Annotated in this window: 8 protein-coding genes; all 8 read right to left on the bottom strand. The window is 36.2% G+C overall.

The annotated features are described in order from the left end of the window. Positions 1-28: 28 nt before the first annotated feature. Positions 29-1,534, bottom strand: coding sequence for a sulfatase family protein (locus F0361_RS10015; protein WP_154918400.1), 1,506 nt, complete (start codon positions 1,532-1,534; stop codon positions 29-31). Between the two features lie 40 nt (positions 1,535-1,574). Further along, positions 1,575-3,578 carry an FG-GAP repeat domain-containing protein gene (locus tag F0361_RS10010; RefSeq protein ID WP_154918399.1) on the bottom strand — a complete coding sequence of 668 codons (2,004 nt, stop codon included), beginning with the start codon at positions 3,576-3,578 and terminating at the stop codon, positions 1,575-1,577. A 71-nt stretch (positions 3,579-3,649) separates the two neighbouring features. After that, complete coding sequence (locus F0361_RS10005; protein WP_161595314.1) at positions 3,650-5,164, bottom strand: sulfatase; 1,515 nt, start codon at positions 5,162-5,164, stop codon at positions 3,650-3,652. Then, the gene (locus F0361_RS10000; RefSeq protein WP_138257244.1) at positions 5,151-6,620 is read right to left on the bottom strand and encodes a RagB/SusD family nutrient uptake outer membrane protein; all 1,470 of its coding nucleotides are present in this window, start codon (positions 6,618-6,620) and stop codon (positions 5,151-5,153) included. The genes F0361_RS10005 and F0361_RS10000 overlap by 14 nt, the downstream gene beginning before the upstream one ends. Before the next feature lie 29 nt (positions 6,621-6,649). Next, positions 6,650-9,754 (bottom strand): SusC/RagA family TonB-linked outer membrane protein, encoded by a 3,105-nt coding sequence (locus F0361_RS09995; protein ID WP_138257243.1) that lies wholly within the window; start codon positions 9,752-9,754, stop codon positions 6,650-6,652. A 274-nt stretch (positions 9,755-10,028) separates the two neighbouring features. Then, on the bottom strand, positions 10,029-11,048 hold the full coding sequence (locus tag F0361_RS09990) for a LacI family DNA-binding transcriptional regulator (RefSeq protein WP_138257242.1): 1,020 nt from the start codon (positions 11,046-11,048) through the stop codon (positions 10,029-10,031). A 130-nt stretch (positions 11,049-11,178) separates the two neighbouring features. Beyond that, positions 11,179-12,945 (bottom strand): L-fucose isomerase, encoded by a 1,767-nt coding sequence (locus tag F0361_RS09985; protein WP_154918398.1) that lies wholly within the window; start codon positions 12,943-12,945, stop codon positions 11,179-11,181. 36 nt (positions 12,946-12,981) lie between these two features. Then, positions 12,982-14,664, bottom strand: coding sequence for a ribulokinase (locus tag F0361_RS09980; protein WP_138257240.1), 1,683 nt, complete (start codon positions 14,662-14,664; stop codon positions 12,982-12,984). Positions 14,665-14,809: the final 145 nt, after the last annotated feature.

Genomic DNA, 14,809 nt, shown 5'->3' with positions numbered 1-14,809 from the left:
TTTCATAAAACTGCTAATACAACCTTGATTAGTATTTCTCAAGCAAAGAATCGTTCAATTCTTTCATTTTTTCTAATATTAAACCACTTAATTCCTTTATGGCATAAATTTCTTCTTCATTTTGAACATTAATCAGATTAATATTTTCTTCAGGATCTAGTGAAACATGATACAACTCATCTCTTGAAGGGTCGTTAAAATCCTTTACAAGCTTCCATTCTTTAGTCCTATAGGACCTTAAATCTGCTTTTGCATAATTCATCATGCTATATTCTGCATATATATCGTTATTCCAATCAATGTTCGGTTCCGAGGTCAATAATGGGGTTAAACTTTTACCACGAATTGTCAAATTATCTGGCACTTTGATTCCTGCCATTTCTATAATTGTTGGAAACCAATCAAGGCTAGAGATATTATCATAAATAATTGTACCTGGTTGAACTTTTCCTGGCCATTTGACAATAGCTGGAACTTTTAATGAATTATCAAATAAGTTAGGTCTGTATTTACTGGGTATATCCGGTGTACCATTGGGTAAGGTTTTAGTAATCCAATAGCCATTACCCTTGTGTTCTATTCCATTATGCCCCATATTGTAACCATGGTCTGAAGAAAAAATTACAATTGTATTTTTATCTAAGTTCAGAGTTTCTAAAATCTCCAAAAGTCTACCTACATTTCTGTCTACACCCGTAACACTTGCCAGATACTCCTTCATTTTTTTTTGGACCTTAGGAAGATCTAAGTCAGGATAATTTGGATTAGGAACTTCAATTGGCTTATCCGAATATGGCTCCCAATCCTCCGGTGCTACAGGTAACCATGGGCTATGTGGTGCCCTATAGTTTAAGCAAAGTAAAAATGGTTCTCTTTGATTTCTTCTTACAAAATCAATAGCTTCATTGGTTAAAATGTCAGTTGTATACCCTTCAAAGGTTTTTACTACCCCGTTCTTTTCCAATTTTGGAGATTCAGAAGTTGTACCACCACCGGTCAAACCCATAAAAAAATCAAACCCGTGATTTGTAGGATGAAATTCCTTACTCTTAGTTTCAGTCCAATCGCCCAAATGCCATTTACCAATGAGACCAGTTTTATAACCTGACTTTTGAATTACTTCAGCAAAGGTCGTAGTGCCGGGCGAAAGACCTATTTTATTCTTCTCATTATACAATTTATGGCCAGGCTGTGGTATAAAATCCAAAATTCCTAGTTCGCTTCCATATTTGCTTGTCATAATACTGGCCCTAGCTGGACTACAGACAGGGGTTGATACAAATGCATTTTCAAAATAGGCTCCCTCGTTAGCTAACCTATCGATATTTGGTGTATAACTATTACTATTACCCGATCTGTTCAACGTCCAAGATGCTTGATCATCAGTATAAATAAAAACTATGTTTGGCCTTTCGATTTGAGCTTCCAAATCAAAAAATTTAAACAGAGCCAGGAGTCCAAAAACAAAGTTTAAGATGACTGTGTTACTTTTTATGTATAACCCAAAAACTTTAAATGATATAATTTTAATCATAAGTACACGGTCCTATTAAAATGACTTCAAAAAAACTTGTCTAATTATTTTTTTGACTTAATGGGTTGGTAAACAAATAAAAATGACCATCTTCCGCTCCAAGCAAAATATCAGGGATTTTATCACCATTCCAGTCCACGACTGTTGGTGAAGTTGTATGGCCCGCTATTTTCTTTTCTGACAAATCACCCTTATAAACAAAATTTACCTTATCACCTTCCTCAAGAACATTTTCGAACCAAGAAGCATTTTTTCCGTTAACTATTAAATCCAAATCACCGTCCATGTCCCAATCTACAAAACAGATTTTACGCCTTCCACTTGCTCCATATTTCCCGTTGTTCAATCTTAGTGGTCCATCAATTTTTGCTGTCGGTTTGTTCTTGTTGTCAAACTCAGATTCTCCCTTTCCATAAAAAATCCTCTGTCCAGGTTTTAAGTAAAGTTCCCCATTATCATTGTACCGTTCATAAAAAGATAGATATCCCTCGTGATCTAGCATTACCAAGTCCATCAGTCCATCCTTATTCCAATCAATCGTTACAGGAGTGGTTCTCCATTGTGTGGCCAACTCATTCCTTTCTGGACTCCACCAATTCCATTCAGGCTTAGGTATAGAATCTGAACCCCAACCCACCTTGATAGGAATCGCTGCTTGCAATTCAGGGCTACCCTTTGAACCAATATTTCGGTGCCACATAATCTTACCCCATATGGAATTTACAATGATATCCTTTAAACCATCACCGTCCCAGTCATTAACGGATAATGTAGTATAACCCCATTTCCTTTCCGCAGGCCCCTGTATAGAACCATTTTCTCCTGCTAAATATCGAATTTCCTCTCCCTCAGCAGTTAACTTCTTTGGAGAATCCCATTTTGGCAAACTATCTCCACCTAAGTTTTCTATGAATGCAATATATCCTGCAGAATTACCAACTATTAAATCCTCATCACCGTCTTCATCCCAATCTACACTATAAGGAGTAGATAAAGCTCCGAATTTTAAATTATCGGCCTTTTGATAAAAGTATTTGGGAGAATTGAATACGGGCATACTATTTTCCACTAAACCGGTATTCTCTACAAATGCCACTCTACCATCTTCATCTCCAACTATAAGGTCAATGTCCCCATCCTTGTCCCAGTCTAAGGAAGAAGGTATAATCATTTCTAAATCCATGGTAATGGTGCCATTCTTATTTTCAAGAAAACGTCCTTCAGAATATATAGGTTTCTCTCTTGTCCCTATATTTTCAAACCAATTAAAACGATCCAAAAATTCACCGCAAATAATATCTAAATCTCCGTCACCATCAAAATCGGCAAAATTGGGAGATGGCGCCCCATAAACATCTATTGGTTCATTTCCTACATTAATTGTTCCTCTATTTATGTATCCACCATTTTCATTTTCCAAAAGATAAATGTATCCATGTAGAGGACCATTTATCCACTCGCCTTCTTCATTAAAAGCATTGTCCCAACCATAATCAGTCCAATCATCAATACCTACTATGATATCTAAATCACCATCATTTTCATAATCCACATATTTCCATTGACTAAACCTTATTTTAGAGTGATTTTTTTCTATTTCTTCTTTAAATGGTAGATTTTTTGAGTTAGAAAAAATATCCTTTTTAAAATTCAAATATTCAACACCTCTACCTAGAACTCTAGTTTGACTTCCGTCTGAAAATACTTGAAGGTTCTTCATACCTTCCCCAATTTTTATGGGTTCTTCAAAAATTGGCATTTTCACTTTGGGACCTGAAGTGTTTTCAAAGAAATAAGTACCATTAAATGGGGTATCTGGACAAGAAACAATCATGTCCATATCTCCATCATTGTCAAAATCCATTGGCAGAGGCCATGCCCATAATCCAACTCCCAATTCAACTGATATTTCGTTGTTATTGTATTTAACGATTGTAAATTCTTTTGAATCTACGTTCCTTTCCAATCTAGAAGTCTTTGAATTAGAGCAAGAGCACAAAGTAATTAGGATAAATAATGAATTGAAAATTATAATCTTATTCATATTGATATAGTTTACGTCTTAAATCGAATTTAAATGCAGAATTCACTATTTGTACCATTGTATTTAGTTGTTTATTGAGGATTGATTCTAGGAAATCTAGCGTTAGAATTATATAAACGCTGAAGCAATTCCTTTTTCATAAGTTCGGCATCCCACGGACGTGTAGCTGCAAGATTATGAGATTCTCCTAGGTCATTCTTAAGGTCATATAGTTCGATACTATCAGTATCAAAAAACAAAATTAGCTTCAAAGAATTTTTACGTAATGCTGCGTGCGGACGTGTCTGACTAATTTCGCCATCCTCCAAACCAATATCATCTTTTGCTTTATTATATGCCTCACCTTCGGGATGATAATAAGGAAAATGCCAAAACAATGTTTTTTCTCTCACAATCCCTTTCCCCTTTAATAGTGAGAAAATGGATTGCCCATCAAGTTCAACTGTTTCCAATTTATTGGTTCCTGCTATTTCCATAAGCGTTGGGAAAAAATCAGTTTGTATAACAGGGGTGTTTTCAATGCAATCAGGCTCGACAACACCAGGCCAGGAAATTACCATCGGTATCCTAATTCCTGCTTCATATAAGTTCCATTTACTACCTCTAAAAGGGGCATGATGAGCAAAAGCTGGATGCCCACCATTATCTGATGTAAAAATCACCAATGTTTTTTCTCTAAGGCCAGATTTATCAAGGGCCTTTAACACTTGACCAACATAATAATCTAATAGTTCAATATTGGCGGTATATCGCAACTCTTCTTTACTAATATTGTTGCTTGCCTTTTTTTTATATTTTTCTTCTATCCATTGCAAACCGAGTAAGTGAGGCGTGTGAACAAAATAATGACTTACCATTAGAAAAAAAGGAGAATTATGATTTTTCTCTATGAACTTAATAGCTTCATTCGTGAGAGAATCTTCTGGATATTCTCCTATTTGCAATTGAGGGGAATTTTTTATCCCACTGTATGGATGAGACCCAAAGGTTTCCTTTGCTGTATCAAACCCTTGTTGGGATGGTCCATGGGTGGGACTCCAACCTTTATAAACTTTATGATGGGCTGCAACATGCCATTTACCAACTATACCGGTTTCATATCCTGCCTTTTTAAGACCTTCGGCTATCGTTATTTCTTCTAAAGGTAGGTTAAGGGTAATTGGAGGTGGTATAAGCTTTTTGTTTTGGAACATCGAAATCCATTTTTGATTATCCCAACCCAACGAATCTTTTTTATGCTTTGTAACAAATTCAAAACCTAATCGCGCAGGTGATTTTCCAGTCAAAAGTGCAGCTCTTGCAGGAGAACACAAAGGAGCCGATGAGTAAGCATTGGTGAAGCTCATCCCAGAGTTAATTAATAAATCTATGTTAGGAGTTTCAGCAATCGAATTACCTAAAGCTCCAGGATAATTGGGTAAATCTCCATAACCTAAGTCATCTACATAAATCAGAAGTATATTCGGTTTAATAGGTTCTCCAAGAACACCCTCATTTTTATCCTTGGCAAAAAGATAAGTACTAAGGAAACAAAAAAACAAAAGATTTATCTTAGACGGTACATCGAGAAATTTAATATCCTTCATTTTGTTTAAGTAATGGGTTAGCATCAAGTGCGAATTGTGGAATTGGATATCTGACCATATGATCCTGTGCAGGAATACCCCGAGCAATAGCTTGGCTTATAAATTTATCATGGCGTATCAAATCATGCCTTCTTTTACCTTCCCACCAGAATTCCCATCCCCTTTCCTTTAAGATATGGTCGTTCAATTCATCTTTGCTTCCAAAATCTGACAAAACCAAATTTGGCAATCCTGCCCTATTTCGAACCTGATTGATCAAATCTATGGATTCTTGGTTGGGCCCGTCGAGTTCATTTAGTGCTTCTGCTCTTGATAAAAGAATGTCAGCATATCTTATATCGGGAATATCATTACCATAAGCTGGACCTGCAAAGTCATCTGCTGGCCAGTATTTAAAAGGACGTACGTTATCATTTGGCGGCAGAAGATTAATAAGCTCCCCAGAAGTATTTATATATTCTTTTAATATTAGAGAAGTTCTTTTGTCGTTTGAGTCGAAAGAAAGCCAGAAGTCATCCCTAATTCTAAGCATAGTGGCAAAATTTCTACATCCATCACAGAACTCTAGACCTGTATTAGGATCTCTAGCAAAACTTTGTGGCCATGCGAAATTCATAAAACTTATGTTAGCCTCTCGTCCTAAATCAGCCTTAGCCGTCCTAACCCATAACAATTCTCTATTGCGCTCACTCTTCACCTGAAAAAGTTCAAAATATTCAGGAAATAATTCGTAATAGCCCATACTGATAACATTTTGAGCCATAGTTGCACACTTTTCCCATTGTTTGGTATTTAAATAAAATTTAGTGAGAACTCCCATAGCTGCTCCTTTATGTGCTCTACCCCATTGCTTCTCAGTACCTGGATTAGGTAAGTTTAGCATTGCTTGGGATAATTCTGTTTCTATGAAATTTAAAATTTCCTCTTCAGACGCCCTAGGTATCTCTAATTCTTGTGTGGTACTGGTTCGTAAAGGCGTTGGGCCAAAACGCATATATAATTTATAGTAGCTGGCCGCTCTAATAAATCGAGCCTCAGCGGTAATTAATATTTTTGAGGCATCATCTATATTCGCTGCCTCTAAATTTTCAAGAAGTATGTTTGAATTTCTGATAGCTTGGTAAGGCTGATTCCAAAAAACGGGATATAATCTACTTCCCACGCCATCTAACACGAAGTCTTGAAAATTAGTTGCCCAATTGGCGATAGCACCTTCAGTGGTAAAACCACCGTCAGTCATTATCTCCTCTACAGATAATTGCTGCGCAGCATCATTACCTCCGACCTCTGCAAAATTTGCGTAGGCCCCATTTAGAATTGCTTCAACACCTTGTAATGATTCAAATAAATTTTCCGGTGCGGTTTCAGAAAAAATTTCTGGTTCGATAGTTGATTCACAACGAACAAACAGTGCGACCGTGATAAATACTAAAATTATAATTTGTATAGATTTCATAATATCACTATTAGTTAATTAATTTTATTTTAAAACCCTATATTAAAACCAAGTAAAAAGGATGTGGCAGATGGGTACCCGTTCCAATCAATTCTAAAATTGGCTGTGCCATTAGGATTTAAAGCAGGATCAAAGCCATCATAGGATGAAAAAGTAGCAAGGTTCAAGCCAGTAGCATAAATCTCAAAGGACTTGAATGAATTTTTTATCCAATCTGATGGAAACATATACCCCAATCTGATTGATTGCAGTTTTACGTATGATGCATCCACTACCGTTTTGGAATTGACTCCTTGTCCCTGTTGACTTATCCCCAAATATGATGGTTGTTGATTGGTAGGATTTTCTGGCGTCCATCTATTTAAAAATGGCTCGGCAAATCTATTTACTCTTATTCCTGACCTTGGATAATATTGTTCTAAAAGGTTACCGTTTATCATTTCTACTCCTTCCACACCCATAAACAAAACGTTTAGGTTCCAATTTCCAAGATCAAAAGTATTTGTGAACCCCCAAGTCAAATCTGGAAAAGAATTTCCAAGTATGACTCTATCGTTCCCATCTATGGTCCCATCACCATTGACATCCCTAAACTTAAAATCGCCAGGACTAACATTATTAGAAATTTGAGTAAAATCATCTCCTTCCTGCCAAACACCAATAACATCGAAACCATAAAAAGAACGTAAAGGATCCCCGGGTCTTATAATTCCAACTTCAGTTGCGGCGGCGCCGAAACTTCCCGATAGAATTTCAGGAATTCCACCTAAATCGATCACCTCATTTTGCAATGTGGCTAAGTTTAGGTTGGAGTTCCATGAAAAATTTTTCCCTGAGATGTTATAGGTATTCAGACCAATTTCAATACCCGTATTTTTCATACTACCAATATTTACCAGTTGACTACTGAATCCACTGGAAGTTGGAACAGGTAGGCTAAGAAGCATGTCTGTAGTTTTCTTATTATACCATGCGAATGAACCCGAAATTCTATCATTAAAAAAACCAAAATCAATACCTAAATCAATCTGCTCGGTTGTTTCCCATTGAAGATTGGGATTGGCAATTCTACTTGGATTAAGGCTGGTAACAAAATTGTCATTTAACACATAACTTGTTTGGTTTCCAGTATTAAAAGTGGAAATTGCTTGATTGTTTCCTATTTCCTGATTTCCTGTCAAGCCCCAACTCGCTCTAAGTTTAAGTGTGTTAACAATATCATTTTTGAAAAACTCTTCTTGGTCCAACAGCCAACCGGCTGAAACAGAAGGAAAAAAGCCAAAACGGTTACCCTCCCCAAATCGGCTAGAACCATCAATTCTATAACTTGCGGTAAGAAGATATTTATCCAATAGCTTATAATTTATCCTTCCAAGATAAGAGAGTAAACTATTGGAAGCTTTACTGCTATTATTGATTAAAGTAGATCTGTCAGCAAGACCGAAGTTATCAGCAAGGGTAGCATCCGTTGTAAAATTATTGGCATCTTGTGAACTGAACCTTCGTTGGAACTGTTGGGTCGTGATACCTAAAAGTAAGCTGACATCATGAACTCCAAAATCTTTGATATAATTTACCGTACCCTCAATAAGATAATTTGAGTCTGTAGCGGAATAAGCAGAAGCAACACCTCCCAATGAATTACCTATGATAGTGGTTCTATCCTTGTAGACCGACTTATTCTCGTTGTTGACGTCAGCCCCTACATTTACCTTAAATGAAAACTCAGGTAGTAAAAAATACTCTAAAAAGGCAGACCCTAAACTTCTGTATCTATTACCTGTTATATGATTTCCAAAGATAATGGCTTCGGGATTATCGATATCAAAGAATTCTGAAATCACAAAATTACCTTGGCTGTCTCTAATAGGTAAAGTTGGGTCATATAATTTTGCTGCATTTATCGCACCCCCTCTTAAATTAACATCAAATCCATTGGGAACAAAATTGTCTTTTATGTAGCTTATTGTAGTGTTAATACCTACATTAAATTTTTCAGTTCTGTGATTTAAGTTGAAACGTCCGCTAAATCTATTGAACTGAGTATTTTTAACTAAGCCTTCTTCTTTCGTATTATTTAAGGTTGCAAGATATGAAGTGTTGGCATTACCCCACGAAAAACTAACATTGTGCTTTTGTAAAATGGCTTGATCCCTAAATACCACATCTTGCCAATCCGTATCGACACCTGGTCCATCGGGGACCCTCTCTGCTTCACTTCCAGCTCCTAAATCGATAAGTGAATTAATTCCTTCTCTATACTGTTCCGCATTCAAGAGATTTAATCGATTATGCACTTTGTTGAAACCAACATGGGTGCTATAATCAATTCTCAAATCACCTGAATTACCTTTTTTGGTGGTAATCATTATTACACCATTTGCACCTCGAGACCCATAAATAGCGGTTGCAGATGCATCCTTTAGAATGTCAATAGAGGCTATATCTTCAGGATTCAAAAAGCCAATTGGATTTCTCGGTGATCTTGTAGGTGCAGTTTCGTTACCTGTTTGTGAAATCGAAGGCTCATTATTAATGGGTAAACCATCTATAACATAAAGAGGACCACTTCCTGCATTTATGGATCCCACACCCCTAATGTTGATTGACATACCACCTCCAGGTTCACCACTATTTTGAACCACTTGGACACCAGCGGCCTTGCCTTGAATCATCTGATCTACATTGGTATTGGCTTGGGCGCTGAAAGAATCTTCATTTAATGATGCTATAGAACCAGTTACATCCCTTCTAACTTGGGTTCCATAACCAATTACTACTACTTCATCAAGTGAACTTACATCTTCAACAAGGGTTACGTTGATTTCTAACTCATCTCCGACTGGGATTTCCTTTGTTTTAAAACCGATGTAACTGAATACAAGAATAGCATTATTTGAATTTACCTCGACGCTGTAGTTACCATCAAAATCAGTCATGGTGCCAGTGTTTTCATTTTTAATAGTAACATTTACACCCGGTAATCCCGCAGGACTATCTTCACTTATGACCTTACCATTGATATTTCTTTGAGAGAAAAGAGAAGGTAAGGTCAAAATACTGAACAGCACAAAAGAAAATAAGATTCTATACCCTGTCCACTTTGGCTGACTCTCTAAATGATTTCCATACATAATCAATTTGTTAATTAGTTAGTTATTAAGTTTATGTCGCTTAATCGATTAAGCTATTGGTTAAATAAAAAATAATCCTGACTCTTAAATAAATAATTCAATGATATATCATTACGAAAACCATGATACATAAATGATTGCTTTAACGATTAAGCAATATTACTAATAAAATTGTAAAAACAAAAAAAAATCTTTCCAATATTGGTTTTTTAACAAAAAAGTCTTTTAAAAAAAAGACAACATTTAATTTAATTGATAAATTAATTAATATTTTTCAATTATTTTTCCTCATACCCTCCTCTTCCAGATGCGCAGGTAATTTCAATTGCGAGGTATTTAAATCAGGATTATTTATATGTTCTATAAGTGTTTTAAGTGCGTAATAGCCCATTTTCTTTATAGGTTGATCAATGTAAGGAACAAAATTTTGCAGAAAATGATAAGTTGAGTTCTGGTCGAAAACTACTACATCAATTTTCGCTAGTATATCTTTTTCTAATCCTATTAATTGCCTTAAACCTTCTTCTGCTAGTGTATTTGTTTGAAAATAGATTGCCGTCGCATTATTAACATTTATTAAATGGGTGATTGCTTCGTGCATATCAGCCTTTAATTTATTATTACTTACCCTTTTTACCAGATTTGCATCTTCCTCTATTCCATTAGTTTTGAGTCCTTCAACATATCCATTATACCTATCTTGATAATGTGCCAATGAGGAATTGTAACCTATCGTTGCAATTCTTTTATGCCCTTTTTTTATCAAATATTCTGTGGCAAGCATAGAGGCATTGAAATTATCGGCAACAATATAATTATAGTCCAAATCCTGGAAATATCTATCAATAAGCACAAAAGGAATATTTTGTTTTTTTAGCTGAGATATAGTGTTTTTTGAACCTTCCGGGGGTGCTATTATTAATCCATCAACTTGCCTAGTTAACAAAAGCTCAAGCACTCTATCAAACTTTCTTATATTCTCGTCAGATGACCCGAAAATCACAGTATAGCCTAAACTAAAGGCTTCATCTTCAATAATTCTGGCCAAGTTCGCAAAAAATGGGTTCGATATATCCGCTAGTATAACACCTATAGTTTTGGTTCTATTAGTTTTTAGGCTTCTAGCATTTAAATTTGGCCTGTAATTTAAGGCTTTCGCAGTATCTCTAATTTTTTTTGCCGTTTTATCTGATACTCTATTCTCCTTCCCTTTCCCGCCCAACACATAAGAAACTAAAGGTACCGATACCCCTACCTCCTTTGCAATATCCTTAAGTGATGGCTTCTTTTTCATTTTGCTTTAACAATTAAGCTAAAACAATGGTACTAATATATTCAGAGATACCCAAGAAATTTGTTGGCGAGTCTTCTGAAGATTCGAATAAAACATTTTTCAACGTAACAATTAATACCACAATCCATTCTTATTTGTACAAGGGTCCATAATTTTTGCATGCCCTGAAATCGGAAGATTCAATATCCATACCAAAGGAAGCCCAATCCTTGGGCCGAAAAACTTTCTCATTGGGTATATTGTGCATATTCACAGGTATTCTTAACATGCTACAAAGTGTTATAATATCATTACCGTAATGACCATAACTAAATGCAGCGTGATTCGCTCCCCAATTTGCCATAACACTATAAACATCTTTGAAGGCAACCTTTTCTTTATCTAATCTTGGAACAAACCAGGTAGTAGGCCAAGTAGGATCTGTCCTGTTGTCTAATATTTTATGTACATCTTCGGGCAACTCTACGGTCCAACCTTCAACTATTTGTATTACCGGCCCCAACCCGTCCACCAAATTAATCCTACATAGGGTTACAGGCATTTCTCCTTTAGTAACAAAATGAGATGAATAACCGCCACCTCCAAAATACTCATACATGGCAGGTGGCCAATCAGTTGCATTAAGGCATTTTTTTACCTCTTCTTCTTTTATTTCCCAATAGGGTTTCATTACGGGCTTGCCATTTTGAGTTTGTTGTCCCGTCCCATCTAGAGTAGACGATCCAGAATTAATTAAATGAATAATTCCATCTGATGATTTACCTTGTAGCTGGTATCCCGTTACCCTTTCAACAGATGAAGCACTCCAAAACGTTCTCACATCGGAAAACATTTGAGCTTGGTTTGTCAATAAATATCCAAATAACATAGAAACCCCATTCAAACTGTCATTTTCAGTGGCCATTATATACGGACTCCTAATACCATTCCAATCAAATGAGGAATTGAGTATTGCCTCTAAAAAATCACCATTAGGCATATAATCATTCCATTGACGTTGTCCTTGAAATCCAGCAGCTAAAGCATTATGACCTAATGCCTCCTCTCCATATCCCATGTCCTTTAATTTTGGATTACCTATCATTAAATCTCTTGCGATTATGGTCATTTTAACCACGGTCTCCCATTCTTCATCCATCTTTTTTCTAGACTTGACAAGTTTTTCAGGATTTCGATTTTCACCCTCTTTGCAATTCTCTTTAGTCCAAACAAGTGCTTTTTTGAACTCTTGTTTGTCATAAATTCCTTTCTGAAGCCTCCTATTAATTTCACTCATATCGACATACTCATTGCGCATGCCCAAGTACTTTTGAAAGAAAACCTCATTAACTATTGAACCTGCTATGCCCATAGATACAGATCCAATTGATAAATAGGATTTACCTTTTAAAGTTGCTACTGCAATACCTGACCTAACGAATTGTAAAATACTTTCCTTAACATCATCAGGAATAGTTTCATCATCCCTTTCTTGAACTTCTCTTCCGTAGATACTAAATGCAGGAAGTCCTTTTTGGGCATGTCCCGCCAACGCGGCTGCCAAATAAACAGCTCCCGGACGTTCCGTGCCGTTGAAACCCCAGATTGCTTTTGGCCTAGTAGGGTTCATATCTATTGTTTCTGTACCATAGCACCAACATGGGGTTACAGTTATAGAAAGTCCCACTCCTTCTTTTAAAAATTTTTCCTCGCACTTTTGAGCTTCTGGTACTCGACCAATTGTATTATCAGCTACGATACATTCTACATTCTCCCCATTAAAGTACTTTACATTTGAAGATACTAATTGTGCAACCCTTAGGGCCATATCCATCGTAGACTTTTCTAAGGATTCTCTAATACCGCCTAACCTAGCATCAATAACCGGTCTTATTCCAACTTTTGGCATTTCTTTCATATTACTTTATTAACTTTTATTAATCTTGGTTAAATTTTATTGGATAGTATCCTTTTCTACATATTCGGCGAACGACAAGTATTTTTCGTAGAGTTTATTATATACTTCTACATTTTGCTTATTTGGCTGAAATGTTTTTTTAATACCCCTACCCATAGCCTTTTGGGCCATATAGTAATCTTGGTATATACCCGAAACTACAGCTGCTGACATTGCTGCTCCCAGAGCGCATGTATTATTAGAACGCATTACACTTACCGGGTAGTTCAGAATATCAGCCAGAGTCTGCATAACGAAATTGGATTTTTGAGCAACTCCACCTACTGCTATTACTCCCTTTATTTCTATTGACTCCTCTAGAAACCTTTCCAATATTTTCCGAGAACCAAAACAGGTCGATTCTACCAATGCTTTAAATATTTTAGGTGGATCGGAACCGAGGGTTAATCCCAAAATTCCTCCTTTTAAGGATTGATTGGAATCTGGTGTTCTTCTGCCATTTAACCAATCTAATGCGACAATATCCGAATCTGATATAGTTAACTGACTAGCAGCATTACTTAAATCTTCCAAAATTGTCTTATTGTATTGACTTATGGCCCCTTCCCATAACTCCTTAGATCTTGGTTTACTAAATGAATTAGGACCTTCCAAGTTCCACATAAGAAGCTTTTTTAACCAGGCATAAATATCGCCAAATGCAGATTGACCAGCTTCCAAGCCAATCATATCAGGTAAAATGGAACCATCCACTTGTCCGCAAATTCCTTCAACTACTTTTTTTTTAATTTCCACCTTGGAAATAGTCAGCATATCACATGTAGAAGTACCGATCACCTTTACAAGATAATTGGGCTTAATTTGGGCACCTACAGCACCCATATGAGCATCAAGACTTCCTACACCGACTTTTGTATGCTTGGGTAGCCCTAATTCTTTGGCCCATTCACCAGTGATATACCCAGCTTCCATATCGGCTGTATAGGTTTTCGTATAAAGTCTTTCTCTTAATCCTTGTAGTAATGGGTCTACGGTTAATAAAAACTCATCAGAGGGCAAACCTCCCCAAGATTTATTCCACATAGCCTTATGACCCGCAGAGCATACATTCCTTTTAATCTTTAATGGGTCATCATTGCCTGTTAGTAATGCAGGTATCCAGTCACTATGCTCCACCCAAGAGTAAGCAGCGTTTCTGACCTTTTCATCTACTCTTAAAACATGTAATATTTTGGACCAAAACCATTCCGATGAATAAGTTCCTCCTACATATTTTGTATAGTCATTAAAATCCCCTGAATGTGCCAGCTCATTAATCTCCAATGCCTCTTTAATTGCAGAATGGTCCTTCCACAAAATGAACATGGCATTAGGATTATCCTTAAAATCTTCGAGTAAGGCCAAGGGAACACCATTCACATCAACAGCGACTGGAGTGGAACCTGTAGACGCAATGGATAACCCATAAACTGAATTAATCGTTGATTCTGGAATATCTTTCAACAATTCACTCATTGATTTTTTTAAAGAATTTATATGATCAATAGGATGTTGTCGAAATTGACTCTTGTTTGGATTACAATACTTACCCTTTGCCCATAATTCATAATTACTTGAACCAACGGATAAAGTTTCGCCATTTAGTGCATCTACAAGTAGGGTCCTTACTGAATCGGTTCCAAAATCGACACCAATTGTGAGCTTTCTATTTTTAGCCATAATTTAAACGATTAAGCAATAATTTTAAAAAAAATGCAAAAGTGCAATCCATTTTGCTTTATCGATTAAGCAATAATAAAAAAATATACGGTTAAAAAAAAATTACACTGAATAATTATTGAGAATTTATTATAATTGTCATTGA

The sequence above is a fragment of the Maribacter flavus genome (genome assembly GCF_008386635.1).
Classification (GTDB): domain Bacteria; phylum Bacteroidota; class Bacteroidia; order Flavobacteriales; family Flavobacteriaceae; genus Maribacter; species Maribacter flavus.
Note: the sequence above shows the minus strand (reverse complement) of the source record. Positions and strands in the feature narration are given on the sequence as shown.